This window comes from Geodermatophilus maliterrae, assembly GCF_041018925.1.
Taxonomy (GTDB): Bacteria; Actinomycetota; Actinomycetes; order Mycobacteriales; family Geodermatophilaceae; genus Geodermatophilus; species Geodermatophilus maliterrae.
The window spans coordinates 35,734-58,495 of sequence record NZ_JBFNXQ010000021.1; the positions used below are offsets into that span (position 1 = coordinate 35,734).

The 22,762-nt window shown below is 75.9% G+C and carries 23 protein-coding genes; 11 read left to right on the forward strand and 12 right to left on the reverse strand.

From position 1 onward, the window contains the following. From ABQ292_RS08950 to ABQ292_RS08985, 8 genes are all read right to left on the reverse strand, one after another. Positions 1–501, reverse strand: coding sequence for a GNAT family N-acetyltransferase (locus ABQ292_RS08950; RefSeq protein ID WP_369205388.1), 501 nt, complete (start codon positions 499–501; stop codon positions 1–3). Then, positions 498–1,166: a response regulator gene (locus ABQ292_RS08955; RefSeq protein WP_438940578.1), complete on the reverse strand. Its 669-nt coding sequence runs from the start codon at positions 1,164–1,166 to the stop codon at positions 498–500. The genes ABQ292_RS08950 and ABQ292_RS08955 overlap by 4 nt, the downstream gene beginning before the upstream one ends. Beyond that, positions 1,163–2,398 carry a sensor histidine kinase gene (locus ABQ292_RS08960; protein ID WP_369205390.1) on the reverse strand — a complete coding sequence of 412 codons (1,236 nt, stop codon included), beginning with the start codon at positions 2,396–2,398 and terminating at the stop codon, positions 1,163–1,165. The genes ABQ292_RS08955 and ABQ292_RS08960 overlap by 4 nt, the downstream gene beginning before the upstream one ends. Continuing rightward, positions 2,395–3,222 (reverse strand): ABC transporter permease, encoded by an 828-nt coding sequence (locus ABQ292_RS08965; protein ID WP_369205392.1) that lies wholly within the window; start codon positions 3,220–3,222, stop codon positions 2,395–2,397. The genes ABQ292_RS08960 and ABQ292_RS08965 overlap by 4 nt, the downstream gene beginning before the upstream one ends. After that, complete coding sequence (locus ABQ292_RS08970) at positions 3,219–4,136, reverse strand: ABC transporter ATP-binding protein (protein WP_369205394.1); 918 nt, start codon at positions 4,134–4,136, stop codon at positions 3,219–3,221. The genes ABQ292_RS08965 and ABQ292_RS08970 overlap by 4 nt, the downstream gene beginning before the upstream one ends. Positions 4,137–4,247: 111 nt before the next feature. Then, the gene (locus tag ABQ292_RS08975) at positions 4,248–4,835 is read right to left on the reverse strand and encodes a hypothetical protein (protein ID WP_369205396.1); all 588 of its coding nucleotides are present in this window, start codon (positions 4,833–4,835) and stop codon (positions 4,248–4,250) included. Positions 4,836–4,874: 39 nt separating this feature from the next. Beyond that, positions 4,875–5,120 carry a hypothetical protein gene (locus ABQ292_RS08980; RefSeq protein WP_369205398.1) on the reverse strand — a complete coding sequence of 82 codons (246 nt, stop codon included), beginning with the start codon at positions 5,118–5,120 and terminating at the stop codon, positions 4,875–4,877. Between the two features lie 9 nt (positions 5,121–5,129). After that, positions 5,130–6,398, reverse strand: coding sequence for a S8 family serine peptidase (locus tag ABQ292_RS08985; protein WP_369205400.1), 1,269 nt, complete (start codon positions 6,396–6,398; stop codon positions 5,130–5,132). Positions 6,399–6,635: 237 nt separating this feature from the next. On the opposite strand from ABQ292_RS08985, the gene ABQ292_RS08990 reads away from it, so the two are divergent. From ABQ292_RS08990 to ABQ292_RS09005, 4 genes are all read left to right on the forward strand, one after another. After that, positions 6,636–8,144 (forward strand): AlkA N-terminal domain-containing protein, encoded by a 1,509-nt coding sequence (locus tag ABQ292_RS08990; RefSeq protein ID WP_369205402.1) that lies wholly within the window; start codon positions 6,636–6,638, stop codon positions 8,142–8,144. Beyond that, positions 8,141–8,674, forward strand: a complete 534-nt coding sequence (locus ABQ292_RS08995) for a methylated-DNA--[protein]-cysteine S-methyltransferase (RefSeq protein ID WP_369205404.1) — start codon at positions 8,141–8,143, stop codon at positions 8,672–8,674. Before ABQ292_RS08990 ends, ABQ292_RS08995 begins: the two co-directional genes overlap by 4 nt. A gap of 99 nt (positions 8,675–8,773) precedes the next feature. After that, positions 8,774–10,039, forward strand: a complete 1,266-nt coding sequence (locus ABQ292_RS09000) for a DNA recombination protein RmuC (RefSeq protein ID WP_369205406.1) — start codon at positions 8,774–8,776, stop codon at positions 10,037–10,039. Between the two features lie 495 nt (positions 10,040–10,534). Continuing rightward, positions 10,535–10,993, forward strand: a complete 459-nt coding sequence (locus tag ABQ292_RS09005; RefSeq protein WP_369205408.1) for a DUF6542 domain-containing protein — start codon at positions 10,535–10,537, stop codon at positions 10,991–10,993. Positions 10,994–11,078: 85 nt separating this feature from the next. Here ABQ292_RS09005 and ABQ292_RS09010 read toward each other — a convergent pair whose 3' ends face one another. Then, positions 11,079–12,041: a 4-hydroxy-3-methylbut-2-enyl diphosphate reductase gene (locus tag ABQ292_RS09010; RefSeq protein ID WP_369205410.1), complete on the reverse strand. Its 963-nt coding sequence runs from the start codon at positions 12,039–12,041 to the stop codon at positions 11,079–11,081. Positions 12,042–12,184: 143 nt separating this feature from the next. Here ABQ292_RS09010 and ABQ292_RS09015 point away from each other — a divergent pair, with 143 nt between their 5' ends. The 3 genes from ABQ292_RS09015 to ABQ292_RS09025 all read left to right on the forward strand — a co-directional run bounded on the left by ABQ292_RS09015 (position 12,185) and on the right by ABQ292_RS09025 (position 15,632). Beyond that, positions 12,185–13,891 carry a hypothetical protein gene (locus tag ABQ292_RS09015; protein WP_369205412.1) on the forward strand — a complete coding sequence of 569 codons (1,707 nt, stop codon included), beginning with the start codon at positions 12,185–12,187 and terminating at the stop codon, positions 13,889–13,891. Positions 13,892–14,148: 257 nt separating this feature from the next. After that, a complete protein-coding gene (xseA, locus tag ABQ292_RS09020) occupies positions 14,149–15,396 on the forward strand; it encodes an exodeoxyribonuclease VII large subunit (RefSeq protein ID WP_369205414.1) in 1,248 nt (415 codons plus the stop codon). Then, the gene (locus tag ABQ292_RS09025; protein ID WP_369205416.1) at positions 15,393–15,632 is read left to right on the forward strand and encodes an exodeoxyribonuclease VII small subunit; all 240 of its coding nucleotides are present in this window, start codon (positions 15,393–15,395) and stop codon (positions 15,630–15,632) included. The genes xseA and ABQ292_RS09025 overlap by 4 nt, the downstream gene beginning before the upstream one ends. An 18-nt stretch (positions 15,633–15,650) precedes the next feature. On the opposite strand, the gene ABQ292_RS09030 is transcribed toward ABQ292_RS09025, so the two are convergent. Beyond that, positions 15,651–16,268 carry a DUF4245 domain-containing protein gene (locus ABQ292_RS09030; protein WP_369205418.1) on the reverse strand — a complete coding sequence of 206 codons (618 nt, stop codon included), beginning with the start codon at positions 16,266–16,268 and terminating at the stop codon, positions 15,651–15,653. Positions 16,269–16,336: 68 nt separating this feature from the next. On the opposite strand from ABQ292_RS09030, the gene glpX reads away from it, so the two are divergent. Then, positions 16,337–17,401, forward strand: coding sequence for a class II fructose-bisphosphatase (glpX, locus tag ABQ292_RS09035; protein WP_369205421.1), 1,065 nt, complete (start codon positions 16,337–16,339; stop codon positions 17,399–17,401). 78 nt (positions 17,402–17,479) lie between these two features. On the opposite strand, the gene ABQ292_RS09040 is transcribed toward glpX, so the two are convergent. Then, positions 17,480–18,511, reverse strand: coding sequence for a hypothetical protein (locus ABQ292_RS09040; protein WP_369205423.1), 1,032 nt, complete (start codon positions 18,509–18,511; stop codon positions 17,480–17,482). Between the two features lie 140 nt (positions 18,512–18,651). Beyond that, positions 18,652–19,281 (reverse strand): hypothetical protein, encoded by a 630-nt coding sequence (locus ABQ292_RS09045; RefSeq protein WP_369205425.1) that lies wholly within the window; start codon positions 19,279–19,281, stop codon positions 18,652–18,654. A 155-nt stretch (positions 19,282–19,436) separates the two neighbouring features. Here ABQ292_RS09045 and ABQ292_RS09050 point away from each other — a divergent pair, with 155 nt between their 5' ends. From ABQ292_RS09050 to ABQ292_RS09060, 3 genes are all read left to right on the forward strand, one after another. After that, entirely contained in the window at positions 19,437–20,831 is a 1,395-nt protein-coding gene (locus ABQ292_RS09050; protein WP_369205427.1) for a class II fumarate hydratase, read from the forward strand. Between the two features lie 126 nt (positions 20,832–20,957). Continuing rightward, the gene (locus tag ABQ292_RS09055; RefSeq protein WP_369205429.1) at positions 20,958–22,274 is read left to right on the forward strand and encodes a citrate synthase; all 1,317 of its coding nucleotides are present in this window, start codon (positions 20,958–20,960) and stop codon (positions 22,272–22,274) included. Positions 22,275–22,285: 11 nt separating this feature from the next. Further along, entirely contained in the window at positions 22,286–22,483 is a 198-nt protein-coding gene (locus tag ABQ292_RS09060) for a hypothetical protein (protein ID WP_369205431.1), read from the forward strand. Positions 22,484–22,762: the final 279 nt, after the last annotated feature.

The window sequence follows — 22,762 nt, forward strand, 5'->3', positions numbered from 1 at the left end:
CTACGCGGGCATCGCTCGGCCGAGGGGCTTGGACATGCGGGCGCGGGTGAGCACCTCGCCGTCCAGGGTCACCGACTCGACCTCCTCCTGCCGGTAGCCGGAGCGCTCGAACACCGGCACCGCCCGCCACGACGCGTGCGTCACCAGCGACGCCAGCCCGGCCTCGCGGGCCGCCGACTCGACCGCCGCGAGCAGCGTCCGCGCCACCCCGCGCCCGCCGGACGACGGGTCCACGTACAGCTGGTCGACCTCGCCGGCCACCAGCGCGTCGACCGGCGACAGCGCCACCGACGCGAAGCCGGCGACCACGCCGTCCACCGAGGCCACCAGGACCCGCGTCACCTCGATGTAGCGGACGTGCGCGGCCACGGACCGGCGCGACGCCCACGCCGCCCGCTGGGCGGGCGGGTAGACGTCGGCGGCCGCGATCGCCGCCCGGCTGATCGAGGCCAGCCGCGGCGCGTCAGCGGCCACCGCCGGCCGGACGACGACGTCGCTCACCGGGAGCCCGGCCCCGGCAGCAGCCCCCGCTCGACGGCGACCATCACCGCGCGGGTCCGGTCGTCGACGCCGAGCTTGGCGAACACCCGCAGCAGGTGGGTCTTCACCGTGGCCTCGCCGATGAACAGCTCCCGGCCGATCTCGGCGTTGGTCAGCCCGCGGGCCACCCCGGCCAGCACCTCCAGCTCCCGGGCGGTCGGCGCCTCCACCGCGGGCGCGCGCATCCTCGACACCAGCCGCGCGGCCACCGGCGGCGCCAGCACCGTCTCCCCGCGGGCCGCGGCGCGGACGGCGTCGGCCAGCTGCGGCAGCGGTGCGTCCTTGAGCAGGTAGCCGGTGGCCCCGGCCGCGACGGCGCGCACGATGTCGGCGTCGGTGTCGTAGGTGGTCAGCACGAGCACCCGGACGCCGGGGTGCGTGACCGCCAGCTTCTCGGTCGCCGTCACGCCGTCCATCCGCGGCATCCGCAGGTCCATGAGGACGACGTCCGGGTGCAGCGCGGCCACGGAGGCCAGCGCCTCGGCCCCGTCGGCGGCCTCCCCGACGACGTCGAGGTCGGCCTGCGCCGCCAGCCAGCCGACCAGCCCGCCGCGCACCACCGGGTGGTCGTCGACCACGAGCACCCTGACCACCGGCCGGCCCGTCGCGTCCGTCGGTCGGCTCACGAGCCGGGCACCCGCACGGTCACCCGCGTGCCCGAGCCCGGCGCCGAGGCGACGTCGACCTCCCCGCCCACCTGCGCCACCCGCCCGCGCAGCCCCTCCAGGCCCGAGACGGAGACCGCCGCCGGGTCGAAGCCCACGCCGTCGTCCTCCACGTGCACCGACACCTGGCCGCCCACCCGTGACAGCCGCAGCACGACCGCCGAGGCGCCCGCGTGCCGGCGGACGTTGGTCAGCGCCTCCTGCGCCCCGCGCAGCAGCACCACCTCCTCGTCGGTCCGCAGGCGCGGTGCGGCGTCGAGCGCCGAGGTGTCCACCCGCACCGCCAGCCCGGTCTCCCGCGCGAACCGCTCGGCCAGCCGCTGCAGCGCCTCGACCAGCGTCGACCCGTCCAGCGCCACGGGCCGGAACGCCGCCACCACCGCACGCGCCTCGGCGAGGTTGTCGCGGGCGACCTCCTCGATCACCTCCAGCCGCTCGCGCGCGCCGTCGGGATCGGCGGGCAGCAGCGCGGCCGCGGTCTGCGCCATCACCACGATCGAGGTGTAGCCCTGCGCCAGGGTGTCGTGCACCTCCCCCGCCAGCCGCTCGCGCTCGGCCAGCACCCCGCGCTCGCGCTCTGCCGCGGCCAGCTCCGCGCGGGTGGCCTCCAGCTGGGCGATCAGCGAGGCCCGCTGCGCGCTCTCGTGCAGCACCCGGCTGATCCACAGGCCCAGGGCGAGGCTGAACGTCAGGCTGACGGCGGTCTCGAGCAGGACGTCGGTGCGCCCGGACGCCGCCGTCGCCACCGGACCGGCGGCGCTGGCCACCGAGAGCGCGACGGTCCAGAACAGACCGGTGAGGGCCCCCTGGACGACGAACCAGACCTGCGGGTAGGCGAGGAAGAGCAGGAACAGCAGCCCGTCGCCCAGCCAGCCGATCAGGCCGAAGGCGACGACGAGGACGCACAGGTACAGCACCGCCCGGCCGCGCGCACCCGACGCGACCGCCGGTGCGCCCGCGACGACGTAGGCGACGGCCAGCACGGCCAGGACCACGAGCACGGGCCCACGCCGGTCGTCGCCGACGGCGTCCCCGACCACGGTGGAGACCACCGCGAGGACCCAGAGCGCCGCGGAGATGACGTGCAGGCCGACGACCGTCGCCTGCCACCCGCGCGCGGACAGCGGCTCGCCGTCGTCGTCCCCCGCCGGTGGGGGGACGACGACGGCGGCCAGCCGGCGCGTCAGGCTCACGCCGTCCGGCGCCAGCGGAAGGCACGGGCGCAGACCACGAGACCGATGATCACCCATGCGGCCAGCACCAGGGCAGTGGTCCCGTGCTCCCAGCTGCCGGCCGGCTCCACGGCCGCGGCGGCGTCGGGGAGGAACACCGAGCGCATGCCCTGCACCAGCCACTTCAGCGGGAAGACCGCGGCCACCTCCTGCATCCACGACGGCAGCTCCGAGAAGACGAAGAAGACCCCGGAGAAGAACTGCAGGACGATGGCGAACGCGGCGATCCCGTTGCCCACCGAGCGGCTGCTGCCGACCGAGGCCACCGCGATGCCCAGCACCGTGCCGGCCAGCGCGCCGCCGAGCACCACCCAGGCGAAGGTCAGCCAGCGGCCGGCCTCACCGGGCAGCGGCACGTCGTAGGCGGTCGCGGCCACGGTGAGCAGCACCGCCAGCTGGAGCACCGTCGTCACCAGCACCTGGCCGGCCTTGCCGAGGAAGTAGCCCACCGCGGGGGTGCCGAGCGTCTGCAGCCGCGCGAGTTCGCCGCGGTCGCGCTCCTCGGCGATCGCCGTCCCGACCGCCTGGAAGCTGGTCAGCATGATGCCGGTCGCGGCGATCCCGGCGAGGAAGTACTGCGCGAACGGCACCCCGCCCGGCCGGTCCTCGTCGGCGAACACCGACGCGAAGATCACCAGCATCACGATGGGGTAGGCGAACGAGAACACCACCTGCGCCGGGTCGCGGACGAACAGCCGCAGCTCCATCAGGGTGCGGGCGGCGCCGATGGCAGCGGCCGACGGCGGCGCCGGCCGTTCCGGAGCGGGGGTCAGGACGGCGGTCATCGGAGGTCTCCCTCGGGGGTCGCGGGGACGGCGCCGACCAGGTGGAGGTACACGTCCTCCAGGCCGGGACGGGTGACGGTCAGGCCGGGCACCTCGCCCGACGGGTGCGCGGCGAGCAGGTCGCGCAGGACGGCGGCCGGTTCGGGGGTGCGCACCTCACGGGGCGCGCCGTCCTCGGTCCAGCGGACGGTGGCGACCTGCCGCAGCGCGGCGCCCAGCTCGTGCGGCGGGGCGACCTCGACCAGCCGGCCGTCGGTGAGGACGCCGACCCGGTCGGCCAGCTCCGCGGCCTCGTCGAGGTAGTGGGTGGTGAGGACGACGGTGGTGCCGCCGGCGCGCAGCCCGCGGACCAGCTCCCAGAACTGCCGGCGGGCGACCGGGTCCAAGCCGGTGGTCGGCTCGTCGAGGAACAGCAGCTCCGGGCGGCCCTGGACGCCGAGCGCCACCTCCAGCCGCCGCCGCTGGCCGCCCGACAGCCGCGACACCCGGGTCCCCGCCGCCGCGGTCAGCCCCACCGCCTCGATCAGCTCGCCGGACTCCCGCGAGGTGCCGTGGTAGCGGGCGAAGTGGTCGACGGTCTCCCGCACGGTCAGCGCGTTGCCGGCCCCGGTGCTCTGGCCGACCACGCCGATGCGGTCGCGCCACGCCCGCCCGGCCGGCCCCGGGTCCTCCCCGAGGACGGCGACCTCGCCGGCGTCGCGCCGGCGCACGCCCTCGAGGATCTCGACGGTCGTCGTCTTGCCCGCGCCGTTGGGCCCGAGCAGGGCGAAGACCTCGCCGCGGCGGACGTCGAGGTCCAGGCCGTCGACCACCGCCCGGCCGCCGTACCGCTTGACCAGCCCGCGCACGCGGACCGCCGTCTCGTCGTCGCGCGCCGCGGCCAGGGGGGCCGACGCCGTCTGGGTCGCTGTCATGCCACCAGCCTGTCCCGGCGCGGCGCCCGGCGGGACGGCCGTTGCGTGGGTCCGCCGTCCACCGGTCGGTGGACGGCCGGTGTCCGCCGTCGGGCCGCCCGGACGCCGGCGCTAGGTGCCCGTGCCGAGGACCGGCCGGCCGGCCAGCGCGCCGACCACCTCGACCGCGGCGTCCCAGTACCGCGCGTAGTGGTCCGGGTCGGCGTTGCGCTGGGTGCGGTGCGCGGCGATCGTCGGCGGCAGCGACCGCCAGTCCTCGACCTCCTGCAGCGCCCGGAAGAAGTTGGTGGCGCTGGTGGTGGGGTCCATCCGGTCGGCGTAGGAGCCCCAGGCGCCGTTGGCCCGCTGCTGGAACAGCCCCCGGGAGTCGGGCCCGACGGCGTCACCGCGGTCGAGCACCCGCAGCGAGGACTCCCCCATCGCGGTCATGACGCCGATGACCTGGGCGCAGGTGTCCAGGCCCAGCGCCTCTCCCGCGTTGACGATCGCCGCGGCGTTGACCAGCTGCTCACCGGCGTAGCCGGCGACCGGCCCCTCCGGCACCGCGGCCGGGTCGACCCGGATCCCGGCCTCGGCCGCCGCGCACTCCGCCGACGGCGGCGCCTCCGAGGTCACCTGGCGGACCACCAGCAGCGCCCCGAGGGCCACCAGGACGGCGACGGCCAGGACGAGGGCCCGCCGTCGCCGTGTCGTGTGCACACCGCCCCCAACGGACGACGGCCCGGTGGGGTCCCCGGCCTACTGGACCGGCGCGTCCGGCGGTGGCAGCTGGACGCGCAACAGCTCGTCGACGGAGGTGACGCCGTCGATCGACAGCAGCGTCGGGCGGGCGTCAACCGGCGCCCGGCCGGTGATCAGCCCGAGGGTGCCGAGCACCCGCTCGACCTGCATGCCGGAGGCGCTCAGCGCCTGGGCCACGGCGTCCATCTCGGCCAGGTGACCGTCGTCGACGGTCACGCTGAACTTCGCCAGCGGGCGTGCCATGGCCGGAGGCTACGCCGTACCGGCCCCCTCCTGGGGTGCCAGCACCAGCCCGCTGCCGACGTCGACCGACGGCTCGAGCAGCCGCCGGCTCGCCTGGGTCAGCGTGGCCCACAGCTCGTACCCGCGCCGTCCGGTGGCCTCGGCCCACAGTGCCGCCAGCCCGGCGACGTGCGGCGTGGCCATGCTGGTGCCGCTGATCGTGTTGTAGCGGGTGGGCATCGGCCAGGTCGACAGCACGTCGAGCCCGGGCGCGGCCACGTCCACCTCGCCGCCCGGGACCGCCAGGCTGCGCGCGGAGAACCAGGTCACCGCCAGGCTCGGGTCCAGGGCGCCCACGGCGACGATCTCCACGCTGTTGGCCGGCGCGCCCACGAAGCCGGGGTCGCCGTTCTCGCGGTCGGCGTTGTTGCCGGCCGCGGCGATGACCAGCGACCCCTGCTGCAGCGCCCGCCGCCCGGCGGCGGAATAGGGCGGGTGGGCCTCGGCGACGTCGGCGCCCAGGGACATCGACAGGACGGCGCAGCCGTTGGACACCGCCCAGTCCATACCGGCCAGGATGCCGCCGTCGTCACCGCTGCCCTCGTCGCTGAGCACCTTGCCGACGAAGACCTCCGCCTCCGACGCGACGCCGTAGCGCGGCCCGGCCGGGGGCACCCGGGGGCCGCAGGCGGTGCCGGTGCAGTGCGTGCCGTGGCCGTGCCCGTCCTGCGCCGAGGTCACGCCGGACACGAACGACTCCGCGGTGACGGCGCGGCCGGCGAAGTCCGGGTGCTCGAGGTCCAGGCCGGTGTCGAGGACGGCGACCCGGATCCCCCGGCCGGTGAACGGGGAGGTCGTCGCCTGCACCGCCTGCAGGCCCCAGGTGGCCGCCGGGGTGTCGGCGAACGGCGGGGCCGGGGCGGCGCCCCCTCCGCCTCCCCCGCTGCCGACGAGGCGGCCGGCGAGGTCGGCCACGCCGTCCCGGTAGCCCTCGACGTAGGACGACACGTCCTCGGGCAGCACGTGGTGGACCAGCTCGGGCGACACGGACAGCACCGGACGGCGGTCCGCGGTCGCCGACCGCAGCGCGGTCACCTGGTCGGGGGCGGCCGAGACGACGGCGATGCCGAGCCGGGCGAACACCGTGGCGCCGGCCTGGTGCAGGGCCTGCGCGGACACCTGCCCGGACGTGAAGTCGCGCGAGTCGGCCACGTCGGAGATCCCGGCCGCCGACCAGTCCACCGTCACGTCGTCGGGGGTGTCGGCGAAGACGACGACCTGCCGTCCGGTGGTCTGCACTGCCGGGTGCCTGCTCCGGCCGGCACCGACTCGCGGATCGATCACTGTTCCCCCTGGTCGACGGACGCGTGGGGGTCCCGGGTCGTCGGCGACCCGCGGTTCCCCCGCCCGCCGGGGCGGGCGCCCGGCGGTCCCCGCAGTCTGGTGGGCGGGGGTGACAGCCGCGAGCCGGCCGGTCCCACGGCGGCGTCCGGAAACCGCCAGTCATCCCCTGGACCAGGTGCCATGCTCGGTCACGTGACCGCCTCCCTCGACGCCGAGCGCTGCTACCGCGCGGTCGCCAGCCGGGACGCCCGCTTCGACGGCTGGTTCGTCACCGCCGTCCGGACCACGGGCATCTACTGCCGCCCCTCGTGCCCGGCCCGCACCCCCGCGGTGGCGAACGTGTGCTTCTTCGGCACCGCCGCCGGCGCCCAGGCGGCGGGCTTCCGCGCCTGCCGCCGCTGCCGGCCCGACGCCGTCCCGGGCTCCCCCGAGTGGGACGTGCGCGCCGACGCCGTCGCCCGCGCGATGCGGCTGATCGCCGACGGGGAGGTCGAGCGCACCGGCGTGCCCGGGCTGGCCGCGCGGCTGGGCTACTCCGAGCGGCAGGTGCACCGGCTGCTGGTCGGCGAGCTCGGCGTCGGCCCGCTGGCGGTGGCCCGCGCCCAGCGCGCGCAGACCGCCCGCGTCCTGATCGAGACCACCGACCTGCCGATGGCCGACGTCGCCTTCGCCGCCGGGTTCGCCAGCATCCGGCAGTTCAACGACACCGTCCGCGAGGTCTTCGCGTGCACGCCGTCGGAGCTGCGCCGCCGCCGGCCGGGCGGCGACGGCGGCACACCGGGCTGGCTGACCCTGCGGCTGGCTGCCCGCGCGCCGTTCGACGCCGCCGAGGTGCTGCACTTCCTCGGCGCGCACGCCGTCCCCGGGCTCGAGGAGTGGGACGGGACGACGTTCTCCCGCGTGCTCGACCTGCCCGCCGGCCCCGGCGTCGTCCGCCTGTCCCCCGCTCCCGACGGCGGCCCGGCCGTGACCGCCCAGCTGCTGCTCACCGACCTGCGCGACCTGCGCGCCGCCGTCCCCCGCTGCCGGCGGTTGCTGGACCTCGACGCCGACCCGCTCGCCGTCGACGACGTCCTCGGCGCCGACCCCGCGCTCGCCCCGCTGGTGACCGGAGCACCCGGCCGCCGGGTGCCCGCCTCGCCCGATGCCCCGGAGACGGCGGCGCGTGCGGTGCTCGGGCAGCAGGTGTCGGTGGCCGGCGCCCGCACGCTCACCGCCCGCGTGGTCGCGCTGGCCGGGACGCCGCTGCCCGAGCCGGTCGGCACCCTCACGCACGCCTTCCCGCGGCCGGAGGCGCTCGCCGACGCCGACCTCTCCGCCGTCGGCCTCACCGGCGCCCGCCGCCGCACGCTCGCCGGCCTGGCCGCCGCCCTCGCCGACGGACGGGTCGCCCTCGACCCCGGCTGCGACCGCGAGCAGGCCGCCGCCGACCTGCTGGCGCTGCCGGGGATCGGCCCGTGGACGGCGTCGCTGGTGGTGATGCGCGGGCTCGGCGACCCCGACGTCTGGCTGCCCGGCGACCTCGCGCTGCGCCGGTCGCTGGCCGCGCTGGGCAGCTCCGACGCCGACGCCGCGACCCGCTGGCGGCCGTGGCGCTCGTACGCCGCGGTGCACCTCTGGGCGCTCGCCGCACCGACACTGTTCACCCGCCCGTCCCTCCCCTCCACCCGCTCCCCCGCCCCCGATCGGAGTGCGTCATGACCCCACCCGCCGCCCGCTTCGCCACCGTCGCCACACCGCCGGGCCCCTTCACCGTGGTCGTCACCGACGGTCCCGACGGCGGCGACGTCGTCCTCGCCGCCGGCTGGACCGACGACGTCGCCGAGCTGCTCCCCGTCGTCCACCGCTCGCTGCGGCCGACCTGGGTCGAGCGGGCCGACCACCTGCCGGTCCTCGACGCCGTGGAGGCGTTCGTCGCCGGCGACGTCACCGCCATCGACGACGTCCCGGTGCGGCAGCGCTCCGGGCCGTTCCTCGAGGACGCGTGGGAGGTGCTGCGCACCGTGCCCGCGGGTGAGCCCGACACCTACGCCGCGTTCGCCGCCCGCTGCGGCCGGCCCACGGCGGTGCGCGCCGCGGCCAACGCCTGCGCCCGCAACGCCGCCGCGCTGTTCGTACCCTGCCACCGGGTGCTCGGCTCCGACGGCGGCCTCGGCGGCTTCCGCTGGGGGACGCCGGTCAAACGCTGGCTGCTCGACCACGAGGCCGAGCACGCCCCCGTCCCGGCCTGAGGTACCTCGTGGCGCATCGGCACCGCCTCGAGGTGCCTTTGTAGCGCTCTTGGCACCGCCTCCAGCCACTTGTCGGTGCGCTGAGGCACCCTGCCTGGCGTGGACGCCGCCTCGCTCCTGCTCGGCCTGCTCCTCGGCGCGCTGCTGGGGGCGGCCGTGACGCTGGGGTTCGTCGCGCTGTCGGCCCGCCGGCGGCCGGCCGAGTCCGGGCTCGACCCGCTGCACGAGTCGATCGACCACCTGCACCGGCTGCTCGCCGGGATGGAGCAGGCCCGGGCCACCGCGCACGGGGAGCTGCGCGAGCAGATGGGCACGGTCGGGCAGACCAGCGCGCTGCTGCGCCAGGAGACGGCGGCGCTGGTGACGGCGCTGCGCACCCCGCACGTGCGCGGCCGGTGGGGTGAGGTGCAGCTGCGCCGGGTGGTCGAGGTGGCCGGCCTGCTCGAGCACTGCGACTTCGTCGAGCAGCCGTCGTCCACCAACGACGAGGGCGCCGGCGTCCGGCCCGACCTGGTGGTCACCCTCTCCGACGGCCGGCAGGTCGTCGTCGACGCCAAGGTGCCCTTCACCGGCTACATCGAGGCGGTGCAGGCGCCCGACGAGACGGTCAAGGCGCAGCGGGTCGCCGCGCACGCCCGGCAGCTGCGCGCGCACGTCGACCAGCTCTCGGCGCGCCGCTACCCCACCGCCTTCCGCCCGGCGGCGCCGTTCACGGTCCTGTTCGTGCCTTCCGACGGCTTCCTCACCACCGCGCTCGAGGCCGAGCCCGGCCTGCTCGAGTACGGCTTCGGCCGCGACGTCGTCATCGCGACGCCGAGCACGCTGCTGGCGCTGCTGCGCACGGTGGCGCACTCCTGGCGGCAGGAGCGGCTGGCCCGCGACGCCGACCAGGTCATCGAGGTCGGCCGCCGGCTGCACGCCCGCCTGGCCACGCTGTCCGGGCACCTCACCCGGCTCGGCGCGGCGCTGGGCTCGACGCTGACCCGCTACAACGAGACGGTCGGCTCCTACGAGCGCTCGGTGCTCGCCGCCGCCCGCCGCTTCGACGACCTCGGCGTCGGTGAGACGCCGGTGCCCACGCCCGCGCCGGTGGAGGCGGTGGTCCGGGCGCTGCGCCCGGCCGACGACGACGCGGTGCCCGACGACGCGGTGCCCGACGACGCGGTGCCCGACGACGGGGTGCCCGACGACGGCGCGGTGCGGGTCGACGACGTGGTCCGGATCGACCGGCCGCCCCTGCCCGAGCGGGCCCTGCTGCCCAACCGGGACCTCCGGCCGGATCGGGAGCTCCGGGCGGACCTCGACCGCGTGGACGACGCCGGACCGGCGCTGCGGTGGCGGACCGGCGGCACCGCGGACGTCTGACCGGCGGGCACCGACCGGTCGCCGGCCGGCCGGCGAGTCACCGGGAGACCTCCCGTCCCGCCCGTCACACCACCCCCGCCCCTCACCGAGAAGTGCCAAATCGACACGGGGACCTGTCAGGGGGTGACACCGGGAACCGGTCCCCGACGGGGCCGGTCGTCGCTACGGTGAGCACCGACAGCGGCCCGGACCGGGCCGACCGGTCCGGACGGGAGGTACGCCATGGCCTCGGCGAGCGCCGCCGACACCTGGCGGGACAGCGGAGTGCGCCCGGCGCGCCCCTACGCCCGCCCGCAGCCCCCGCGCCCCGACCTGACCGGACCGGACCGCCCCATGCGCATGTCCCGCCCGCCCGTGCCGCCGCCCCCGCCGCGGGGCCGCCCCACGGGGCCCGGCGCCGGCCACGCTGCCGGCCGCACCGCCCGTCCCGCCGGTGACACCCGCCCACCGGCCGCCCGCTCCCCGCAGCGCGCCCCCCACCCGGGTGGACGCCCGGTGACCGACCGTGCCGGGAGCGACGCCCCCGACCGCCGCGGCAGCCGGGCCTCCGGCCACGGCGCCGAGCGCTCGAGCAGCCGCGTCGCGCCCGCCGCGGACAGCGGCAGCCGACTGCGCGGCATCGTCGCGGTGCTCGGCGTCTTCGTGATCACGCTGGCCGGCGGCGCCCTCGACTCGTTCCTCGGTGTCGGCCTCGGCACGCTCACCCTCGTCACGCTGGTCGCGGCCACCGCCGTCGCCACGCTGCTGGTCCGCAAGCGCGACCTGCTCACCCTCGTCGTCGCGCCGCCGCTGGTCTTCGTCGCGGTCGCCGCGGTGAACGTCGGCCTCGCGCCGTCGGCCAGCCTCAACCTGCCGACGATCGCCACCGTGCTCATCCGCGGCTTCCCCACCATGGCCGTGGCCACCGTCGTCGCCGTCGTCGTGGCGATCGTCCGCTGGGCCGCCCGGCGCTAGCAGGGCCTCCCCGCGAGGGGGCCGCCGTCACGGCAGAAGGGCCCCTCCCGACCGGGAGGGGCCCTTCGCGCGTCCGGGGGGACGGTCAGGAGGAGGTCTCGCCGCGCTTGGGGCGCAGCTCGTGCGGCAGGGCGAACACCAGCCGCTCCTCGGCCGCCTTCACCGTCTCGACGTCGGGGTAGTCGCGCGCGGCCAGCCAGTCGAGGACCTCGCTGACCAGCACCTCGGGCACCGACGCGCCGCTGGTGACACCGACGGTCTGCACGCCCTCGAGCCAGGCCGGGTCGATCTCGGCGGCGTAGTCGACCAGGTGCGCGGCGCGGGCGCCGGCCTCGAGCGCCACCTCGACCAGCCGCACCGAGTTCGACGAGTTGGTCGAGCCCACGACGATCACCAAGTCGCACTCGGCGGCCATCTGCTTGACCGCCTGCTGGCGGTTCTGGGTGGCGTAGCAGATGTCGTCACTGGGCGGGGACTGCAGGCCGGGGAAGCGGTGCTTCAGCTGGTCCACCGTGGCCAGCGTCTCGTCGACCGAGAGCGTGGTCTGCGACAGCCACACGACCTTCTCGGGGTCGCGCACCCGGGCGGCGGCGACGTCGTCGGCACCGTCGACGAGCTGGATGTGCGACGGCGCCTCACCGGAGGTGCCCTCGACCTCCTCGTGGCCGCGGTGGCCGATCAGCAGGATGTCGTAGTCGTCGCGGGCGAACCGCTTCGCCTCCTGGTGCACCTTCGTCACCAGCGGGCAGGTCGCGTCGATCGTCCGCAGCTGCCGCGCGGCGGCCTCCTGGTGCACCGCCGGCGAGACGCCGTGGGCGCTGAAGACGACGACCGAGCCCTCGGGCACCTCGTCGGTCTCGTCGACGAACACCGCGCCGCGCCGCTCGAGGGTGGCCACCACGTGCTTGTTGTGGACGATCTGCTTGCGGACGTAGACCGGTGCGCCGTGGATCTCCAGCGCCCGCTCGACGGCCACCACCGCCCGGTCGACGCCGGCGCAGTAGCCCCGGGGATCGGCCAGCAGGACCCGTCCGCGCTGATCAGCCATGCACCCATCGTAGGTGGCGCGCCGACGGCTGCCGGGCTCCTGGGGAGACGCGCGACACGCCGTCGGCGTGGAGCGCCGCCCGACCGGGTGGCCGGGCGAGAGGCCACGATGCCGTTCCGCGGAGCCTGCGGCAGGCTGGGGCCATGTCCCGTGAGATCCCCGAGCCGATCCGCGCCGCCGCCGGGCTGGCCGTCACCGTCCTCGACGAGGCCCGCCGGCTCCCCTCGACGTTGACCGGGCTGCCGGTGCGCCTCGTGGGTCTGGCCCTGCAGACGGCGATGAAGTTCCAGCAGCAGTGGTCGGGCCTGGTGGCCCGCGGCGACGAGGTGCTCACCGGCCTGCGCGGTGAGAGCGAGCCCGGCATGGCCACCTTCGACGAGGACGAGGAGGACGCCGGCGGCGCCGCACTGGTGGCCGAGCCGATCGACGTCCTGCGCACCTCGGCCTTCGACCGCGCGCCCGACGTCGACACCACCGGCATCACCGACGACGAGGCCGCGGCCCTCCCCGACGACCCGGCTGCGGACGCCGTCGTCGCCGCGGTCGAGGACACCGCCGCGGCACTCGACGACACCGACGCCCGCATCGGCGACACCGAGGTCGTGCTCACCGAGGTCGACGTCATGGAGATCGACGTCGACAGCGACGCGGCCGGACTGGTCGACGACGAGGCCGCCGGGCTGCCGCCGGACCCCGCGCCGGCCGAGGTCGTCGCCGCGATCGAGTCCATCACCGACCAGGTGCAGGGTGCCGAGGAGGCCGAGTCGGCGCTGCAGGCCGCCGACACCGCGCTGACCCCCGAGGACGCCCTCGAGAGCGCGCTGCTGGAGGCCGAGGGCACCCCGGAGACCGTCCCCGACGCCGGGGACACGGTCGGCGAGGACACCCCGGCCGCCAGCGACCCGGGCGGCTCGCCGGTCGGTGAGCTGGCCGGCGCCCCCGACGTGGGCAGCGACGACACGACCGTCCCGGACGCCGCCGACTCCGGCACCGCCGACACCGACATCGGCCTGGCCGACGAGGCCACCGACACCGACGCCGGCCTGCTCGGCGAGGACGCGCAGGCCGGCGCCACGACCGACGACGCCGCGACCGAGGTCGACGTCATCACGCCGGACGGCGAGGTCGCCACGGTCGAGGGCACGGTCACCGACGAGGGCGTCGTCGCCCCCGAGGACGCCGACACCACGGCCACGACCGAGGACACCGCCACGGGCGGGGGCAGCGACGTCGTCACCGACGAGCACGCCCGCGTCGACGAGCAGATGGGCGCCGAGCCGGACGCCGCCGACTCCGGCGGCGGTGACACCACGACCGCCGACACCACGACCGCCGACACCACGACCGCCGACACCACGACCGCCGACACCACGGGCGAGGCCGCCGAGGGGACCGCGACCGAGGACACCGTCACGGACGGGGGCAGCGACGTCGTCACCGACGAGCACGCCCGCGTCGACGAGCAGATGGGCGCCGAGCCCGGCCCGGCCGAGGAGGCCGGCACGGGCGACACCGCGACCGGCGACGCCGCGGTCGAGGCCACCGACGAGGGCGGCACCCCGGTCGCGGCGGCCACCGGCGTGCCCACCGACGCCGGCGAGGCCGACGCCGCCACCGACGAACCGGAGGGCGGCAGCGAGCCGTCGGCGCCGGTGGACGGCTACGACTCGTTCACCATCGCCCAGCTGCGCGGCCGGCTGCGCGGCTACCAGCTGGCGACCGTGCAGGACCTGCTCTCCTACGAGGAGGCCACCCGCGCCCGGCCGCAGTTCGTGACCATGCTCCGCAACCGGCTGGAGAAGCTCGAGCAGCAGGCCGCCGACGCCAGCCCGCTGCAGCCGCGCGGCTGAGCAAGGACCCTCCTGCCCCCCACCGCTCGCACGCTCGCGGCGGGACCCTGCAGGAGGGCCGCCCGTCCTCCCCACCCTCCGCAGACTCGGGGCGGGGCCTGGCACGGGGCCACCTGCCCCCCACCGCTCGCACGCCCGCGGCGGGACCCCGTGCAGGGGGGCCACCGCGAGCGGCCCGGGTCCCGATCGGGGACCCGGGCCGCTGCCGTCCCACGGGTCCCGGCGGCCGTGTCGATCCCGTTTGGCACCCTCGGGGCATGACCGCCCCCTCCTCCCCCGAGGCGCCCTGGCCGGTGCGCACGGTGGCCCGCAAGGTCGCCGAGTGGATCGGCCGGCTGGGCGAGGTGTGGGTGGAGGGCCAGGTCGCCCAGATCTCCCGGCGCGGGTCGGCGACCGTGTTCCTGACCCTGCGCGACCCGGCGGCCGACCTCTCGGTGCCGGTGACCTGCGCCCGCGACGTCGCCGACCGGCCGGGCCTGGAGCTCACCGAGGGCGCCCGGGTGATCGTGCGGGCGCGGCCGGACTACTACATCGCCCGCGGGTCGTTCTCGCTGCGCGCCACCGAGATCCGCGCGGTCGGGCTCGGTGAGCTGCTGGCCCGCATCGAGCGCATCCGCCGGCTGCTGGCCGCCGAGGGCCTCTTCGACGCCGCCCGCAAGCGCCCGCTGCCCTTCGCCCCGGCCGTCGTCGGCGTGGTCACCGGCAAGGACTCCGCCGCCGAGCGCGACGTGCTGGTCACCGCGCGCCGGCGCTGGCCCGCGATCCGCTTCGCCGTCCACCACAGCCTGGTGCAGGGCGTGAACGCCGCGTCGTCGGTCATCGAGGGGCTGCAGCGGCTCGACCGCGACCCGGAGGTCGAGGTCATCGTCGTCGCCCGCGGCGGCGGTTCGGTGGAGGACCTGCTGCCCTTCTCCGACGAGGGGCTGGTGCGCGCGATCGCCGCCTGCCGCACGCCGGTGGTCACCGCCGTCGGGCACGAGACCGACACCACGCTGGTCGACCACGTCGCCGACGTCCGCGCCGCCACCCCGACCGACGCCGCGCACCGCGTGGTGCCCGAGATCGGCGAGCAGCGGCGGCTGGTCGACGGCCTGCGCGCCCGCGCCCGGCACCTGCTGACGATGCGGCTCGACCAGCAGGACCGCTGGCTGGAGGGCGTGCGCAGCCGGCCCGTGCTGGCCGCCCCCGAGCGGCTGCTGCACGGCCGGGCCGACGACGTCGCGGCCCTGCGCGCCCGCGCCCGCCGGACGCTGACGCACCGGGTGGAGACCGCCGAGCGCGACCTCGAGCACGCCCGCGCCCGCGTGTCCGCCCTCTCCCCGCAGGCCACGCTGGAGCGCGGCTACGCGCTCGTGCAGCGGGCCGACGGCGCGCTGGTGCGCGACCCCGCCGAGGTCGGCGACGACGAGCGGCTGTCCGTGCGGGTGGCCGGCGGCCGCCTGCCGGTGCGCGTCGACCGCGACACGGGCGGCGTCGGTGGCGGCGGGCAGGATGGGCAGCCGTGAGCACGCCCGAGCCGACTCCCGACCAGCCGCCTCCCGACCGGCCGACCCAGACCTACGAGCAGGCGCGCGAGGAGCTGGCCGAGGTGGTCCGCAAGCTCGAGGCCGGCGGGCTGACCCTCGAGGAGTCCCTCGCCCTGTGGGAGCGGGGCGAGGCGCTGGCCGAGCTGTGCCAGCACTGGCTGGACCGCGCCCGCGAGCGCCTGGCCGCGGCCGCCCCGGCCGACCAGCAGGGCTGAGGTCCGGCGGCCGCGTCCTCAGCCGGTCGCGACCGGCGCGACCGAGGCGGCCACGGTCTCGAGCTCCTCGTCGTCGGCGGAGCCGGTGACCAGCACCGTCACGCCGTCGTCCTCCCGGGACAGGACCGTCTCCCCGCGGCTGCTGGTCGAGCGGGTCCACTCCTCCCCGGACAGCTGCACGCTGCCGCCGGCCTCCGCGCCCTCGAGCACCGCGGTGAGCGGGTCGGCCTCCGGGTCGTCGCTGACGACGAAGCCAGCGTACTCCGTCGACGGCGTGACGTAGCCGATCTCGAGGGTGACCGGCGCCCCCTCGACGGCGTCGCCGGCGTCGGTGCGCGCGCTGGTCGGCCGGTAACCGTCGGGCAGCCCGGTGGGGACGGGGACGGCGTAGCCCGCCCGCGCCGCGGCCAGCTGCACGGTGCTGGACGGGTCGATCGGGCGGACCGGGTCGCTGCCGCCCTGCCGGAACGCGATCCAGCCGACCACGAGCAGGCAGATGACCACCAGGGGCAGCAGCGACCGGATCATGTTGGCCGCGCTCATCCGGTTGGCGCGCTCGACCGCGGACGCGGGCGGCGGAGGCTGCTCGTCCGGGGTCTGCTGCGCCTGCTCGCCCGGCGGGCCGCTCGTGCTCATTCCCCTAGGATCGCAGCACCGCTCACCCACCCCGTCGCGCCGGCGCCGGTGGCCGACCAGGAGGTCCCGTGACCCTTCCCGTGCCCGATGGCCCGCTGACCACGAGCACCCACGCGAGCAGCTTCCGCGCCGACCGGCCGGCGCCCGACCGCAACCTCGCCCTCGAGCTGGTCCGCGTGACCGAGGCCGGGGCGATGGCCGCCGGCCGCTGGGTGGGCCGCGGCGACAAGAACGGCGGCGACGGCGCGGCGGTCGACGCGATGCGGGCCCTCATCGGCACGGTGAGCATGCGGGGCGTCGTCGTCATCGGCGAGGGCGAGAAGGACCAGGCGCCGATGCTCTTCAACGGCGAGGAGGTCGGCGACGGCAACGGCCCGGAGTGCGACGTCGCCGTGGACCCCGTCGACGGCACCACGCTGATGGCCAAGGGCATGCCCAACGCGATCGCGGTCATGGCGGTCGCCGACCGCGGTGCCATGTACGACCCGTCGGCGGTCTTCTACATGGACAAGATCGCCACCGGGCCGGCCGCCGCCGACGTCGTCGACATCACCGCGCCGGTCGCGGAGAACATCCGCCGGGTGGCGAAGGCCAAGCACAGCTCGGTCTCCGACGTCACCGTCTGCATCCTCGACCGGCCGCGCCACGAGCAGCTCGTGCACGAGGTCCGGGAGGCCGGCGCGCGGATCAAGTTCATCACCGACGGCGACGTCGCCGGCGCGATCGCCGCCGCCCGCGAGGGCACCGGCGTCGACCTGCTCATGGGCATCGGCGGCACGCCGGAGGGGATCATCACCGCCTGCGCGCTCAAGTGCATGGGCGGCGCGCTGCAGGGCCGGTTGTGGCCCAAGGACGACGAGGAGCGGCAGAAGGCGATCGACGCCGGCCACGACCTCGACCGGGTGCTGTCCATCGACGACCTGGTCAGCGGCGACGTCTTCTTCGTGGCCACCGGGATCACCGACGGCGAGCTGCTGCGCGGCGTGCAGTACCGCGCCGGTGGCTGCACCACGCAGTCGCTGGTCATGCGCTCGCGCTCGGGCACCATCCGCTCGATCGACAGCCTGCACTCGCTGGAGAAGCTGCGCGCCTACTCGGCGGTGCCCTTCGACCGCTCCGACGCGGAGCACTGAGCCCCTCGACCGCGCACCGGGCCCGCTGCAGGCTCCCCGCCGCGAGCCCGCGAGCGGTGGGGGCAGCGGGGTCCTCCTTCAGTCGCCGAGGCGGCTCACGCAGGCCTGCGCCTCGTAGGGCAGGCGCCCGGCGCAGGTGCCGGCGTACTGCTCGTACTCCGAGTCGACCGGGGTGTCTCGCCACAGCTCGTCGCAGGCCGCGTAGTCACCGGCGAAGCAGGCCTCGGCCTGCGTCTGCCAGTCGCCGGTCTCGTCCACGCCGAGATCGGTCGGCGCGACCGGGTCGGTCGGGGTGACCGTGCCGCCGTCGCCGAGCCGGCTCTCGCAGGCCTGCTCCTGGTAGGGCAGGCGCCCGGCGCAGGTGCCGCCGTACTCCTCCCACGGCGAGCCGACCGGCGTGTCCAGCCACAGGTCGTCGCAGGCCGCGTAGTCACCGGCGAAGCAGGCGTCGGCCTGCGTCTGCCAGTCGCCCTCCTCGTCCACGCCGAGGCCGGTCGGGGGGATCGCCTGCCCCGCGGCGCCGGCACCGCCGGGTGAGGACGGTGAGGACGGCGAGGACGGCGACGACGAGGAGGAGCTGGAGGACGAGGCCGACGACGAGGCGCTGCTCGACGTGGCCGGGTCGGCGACCGGCGTGCTGTCGTCACCGCGCAGGAGGAGGAACAGGCCGACGGCGAGGCCGGCGACCAGCAGCACACCGGCGACGGTGAGCCCGATGACCAGGTTCTTCCTGTCCTTCGGCGGCTGCGGCTGGCCGTAGCCCGGCTGGCCGTAGGGCTGCCCGTACTGCTGGCCGTAGGGCTGGCCGTACTGGTTCGGGTCGTAGCCGCCCGGCTGCCCGTACTGCGGCTGCCCGTACTGCGGCTGCCCGTACTGCGGCTGGCCGTAGCCCGGCTGGCCGTACTGCGGCTGCCCGGGCTGGCCGAACGGCGCGGTCTGCTCCCGCTCGCCGCCGGGCTGGCCGTACTGGCCGGGCTGGAACTGCGCGGTGGGAGGCGCCGGCTGTCCGGACTGCCGGGTGAGGTCCTCGGACTGGCCCCAGCCGGGCTGCCCGGGCTGCTGGCCCCAGGGGTCGTTGCCGCCCTGGGGCGGATACGGGGGCTGGGACATGGTGTGCGGACTCCCGGGTCGAGTTCGTGTGCGCAGGACAGGCTAGGTCCGGCCGACGACGGCGAGAAGCACGACGAGGTCACGGGACGGCCGCGACCGGCCCCACGCCGCCCACGCGCCGCGGGACCTCCCCGAGGGCGCTAGTCGAGGTCGGCGCAGAAGGGGACCTCGAAGGCCTTCACCCGGCCACCGCAGGTCGTGGCGTACTCCTCGTACGCCGACAGCGGCGGGGACTCCATGTACAGGTCGTCGCAGGCCTGCAGGTCGCCGTCGAAACAGCTCTGGGCGTGACCGTCGAGCTCCGTGTCGGAGCCGAGCTCGCCGGGCGGCACCGGGTCGGACTGCTCGACCGACCCCAGGATCCCCCCGGTCGCGTACGGGTCGGCGTAGTACCCGAGGTCCTCGGTGACCGGCGAGGCCATGCCCTCGCCGATCGCCCGGCCCACCTCGTCGGCCGCGGTGGTGAGCACCAGCGCGCCGACGGTGGCGGCCAGCACCATGCCGGCGACGAGCACGGCGGCCGCGGCGAGGGCGGTGAGCACCGGGCGACCCGCGGGTGCAGGAGCGGCAGGAGCCGGTACCGGCGGGGCGAGGGAGACGCGGCCGGCGGTGGGGTCCCAGGTCCCCCACGGCGTCCACGCACCGGCGGGGACGGCGCCCGCGGGGACGGCACCGGCCGCCGGCGGCGCCCAGGAGGGCTGGTCCCAGGACGGCGGGTCCCAGGACGGCGGGGCGGGAACGGGGCCGTCCGCGGGCGACGGGTGGGACACGGGTCCTCCTCGGGACGGTGGCGTCCGCGCACGCTAACGGCTCGATCGGCCCCCTCCCGGGTCCCACCCCGAGCCCGCGAGGGATGGGCAGGACGGGGTCCTTCTAGGGTCACGCGTGCAGCACCGATCCCACCGACACCACACGGGAGCGCAGCGTGGCCACCGAGCAGGACTACCGCGTCGAGCACGACTCCATGGGGGAGGTCCGCGTTCCCGCATGGGCCAAGTGGCGGGCCCAGACCCAGCGCGCCGTCGAGAACTTCCCCATCTCCGGCACCTCCATCGAGCGTGAGCTCATCGCCGCCCTGGCCGCCATCAAGGGCGCCGCGGCGCGGGTGAACGCCGACCTGGGCGTGCTCGACGGCGACGTCGCCTCCGCGATCGCCGACGCCGCCGCCTCGGTCGCCCGCGGCGAGTGGGACGAGCACTTCCCGATCGACGTCTTCCAGACCGGCTCGGGGACGTCGAGCAACATGAACACCAACGAGGTCGTCGCCAGCCTGGCCACCGAGTCCCTCGGCAAGCCGGTGCACCCCAACGACCACGTCAACGCCTCGCAGTCGTCCAACGACGTCTTCCCCTCGGCCATCCACGTGGCCGCCACCCGGGCGATCGTCCGCGACCTGGTCCCGGCGCTCGAGCACCTGGCCGGCTCGCTGGAGCGCAAGGCGGAGGAGTTCGCCGAGGTCGTGAAGAGCGGCCGCACGCACCTCATGGACGCCACGCCGGTCACCCTGGGCCAGGAGTTCGGCGGGTACGCCGCGGCCGTGCGGTACGGCGTCGAGCGGCTGCACGCCTCGCTGCCGCGCATCGGTGAGCTGCCGCTGGGCGGCACCGCCGTCGGCACGGGCATCAACACCCCGCCCGGCTTCGCCGCCGCGATCATCGAGAAGCTCGCCGCCGAGCTGGAGCTGCCGCTGTCCGAGGCGCGCGACCACTTCGAGGCGCAGAGCTCGCGCGACGCCCTCGTCGAGGGCTCGGGCCAGCTCAAGACGATCGCCGTCGGCCTGGTGAAGATCGCCAACGACCTGCGCTGGATGGGCTCGGGCCCGCGCACCGGCCTCGGCGAGATCCAGCTGCCCGACCTGCAGCCGGGCAGCTCGATCATGCCCGGGAAGGTCAACCCGGTGATCCCGGAGGCGACCATCCAGGTGGCCGCCCAGGTGATCGGCAACGACGCCGCGGTCACCTTCGCCGGCACCACCGGTGTCTTCGAGCTCAACGTGACGCTGCCGCTCATGGCCCGCAACGTGCTCGAGTCGATCCGGCTGCTGGCCAACGTCAGCCGGATCCTCGCCGACCGCTGCGTCGACGGGATCGTGGCCAACGTCGACCAGTGCCGCACCTACGCCGAGTCCTCGCCGTCGATCGTCACGCCGCTGAACAAGTACATCGGCTACGAGGAGGCGGCCAAGGTCGCCAAGCAGTCGCTGGCCGAGCAGAAGACCATCCGGCAGGTGGTGCTGGAGCGCGGCTACGTCGACCAGGGCAAGCTCACCGAGGCCCAGCTCGACGAGGCGCTCGACGTCCTGTCGATGACCCACCCGTGACCCACCCGGCGACCCACCCCTGACCGGCGAGGGGTGGACCCGGGGCGGTCGCGGCACGGGTCCACCCCCTCCGGCGGGCGGCTCCCTGTCGTCTGGACAGCCCGACGCCAGTAGCGTCGGCCCACGATGACCGAGACAGCTGGCAGCCGAGCCGACACCGCCCCCGAGGTATCTCTCCGGCACCCGGGAGGTGAGCTCCCGCTGCGCGTGGTGCCGGCCACGGAGGGGTCCGACGGCCTCGACGTCTCCAAGCTCCTGGCGACGACGGGTCAGGTGGCCCTCGACATCGGCTTCGTCAACACCGCGGCGTGCACCTCCGCGATCACCTACATCGACGGTGACGCCGGGATCCTGCGCTACCGCGGCTACCCGATCGACCAGCTCGCCGGCAAGGCCAGCTTCCTCGAGGTCAGCTACCTGCTGATCTACGGCGAGCTGCCCACCGCCGACCAGCTGGGCGAGTTCGACGAGCGACTGCGGCGGCACACCCTGCTGCACGAGGACCTCAAGCAGTTCTTCAAGGGCTTCCCCCGCGACGCGCACCCGATGCCGGTGCTCTCCTCCGCGGTCAGCGCCCTGTCGACCTTCTACCAGGACTCCCTCGACCCCTTCGACGAGCGGCAGGTCGAGATCTCCACGGTGCGGCTGCTGGCCAAGCTGCCGACCATCGCCGCCTACGCGTACAAGAAGTCGGTCGGCCAGCCGTTCCTCTACCCGGACAACTCCCTCGGCCTGGTGGAGAACTTCCTGCGGATGACCTTCGGCTTCCCCGCGGAGCCCTACGAGGTCGACCCCGAGCTCGCCTCCGCGCTGGACATGCTGTTCGTGCTGCACGCCGACCACGAGCAGAACTGCTCGACGTCGACCGTCCGGCTGGTCGGCTCCTCGCACGCCAACCTCTTCGCCTCGGTCTCCGCCGGCATCAACGCGCTGTTCGGCCCGCTGCACGGCGGGGCCAACCAGTCCGTGCTGGAGATGCTCGAGGCGATCCAGCGCGACGGCGGCGACATCGACCGCTTCGTCGAGCGCGTGAAGAAGAAGGAGCCCGGCGTCAAGCTCATGGGCTTCGGCCACCGGGTCTACAAGAACTACGACCCGCGCGCGACGATCGTGAAGCGGACCGCCGACACGGTGCTCGACAAGCTGGGCGGGGACAACCAGCTGCTCGACCTGGCCCGCCGTCTCGAGGAGATCGCGCTCACCGACGACTACTTCGTCGAGCGCAAGCTCTACCCGAACGTCGACTTCTACACCGGGCTGATCTACCGGGCGATGGGCTTCCCGGTGCGGATGTTCACCGTGCTGTTCGCCCTCGGCCGGCTGCCCGGCTGGATCGCCCAGTGGCGGGAGCTGATGGACGACCCGGCCACCAAGATCGGCCGGCCGCGGCAGGTCTACACCGGTGAGAGCGAGCGGGCCTTCGTCCCGCTCGCCGAGCGCTGACCCGGGCGGACATGGGCAGCGAGCCGCCCGGCGAGGACGCCCTGGTCCTGCCGCCGATACCGCTGGCCACCGGGCGGCTGCTGCGGAACGACGACGACCGGCCGGTGGCGATCACCGCCGTCGAACTGGTCGTCTCCACCGAGGACGGCGCCGAGCACCGCATCCCGCTGGTGCCCCGGCACGGCGCCTGGTGGCCTCCCGACCGCTGACCACCCGGCCGTGCACCTCCGCGGATGCACCGATCACGTCCGCGGGAGTGCACGGCCGTCCACTCGTGCCCCGCCCCGTCCCCGCGTGGGGCACCCCTCCCCCGGAGGGGTGAGACCGCCCCACCCCTCCCTCCTCCGGGTCCCCCGCCGCGTCGATGAGACGGCTGAGCGCTCCACGGCACCGTGCCGCGGAGCCGGCCACGCCAGTCGAGACGCCCGGGGGACCACGCCGTGCCCGCACCACGCACGACCACCCTCCCGCGGCCCCCGGCGGCCGGC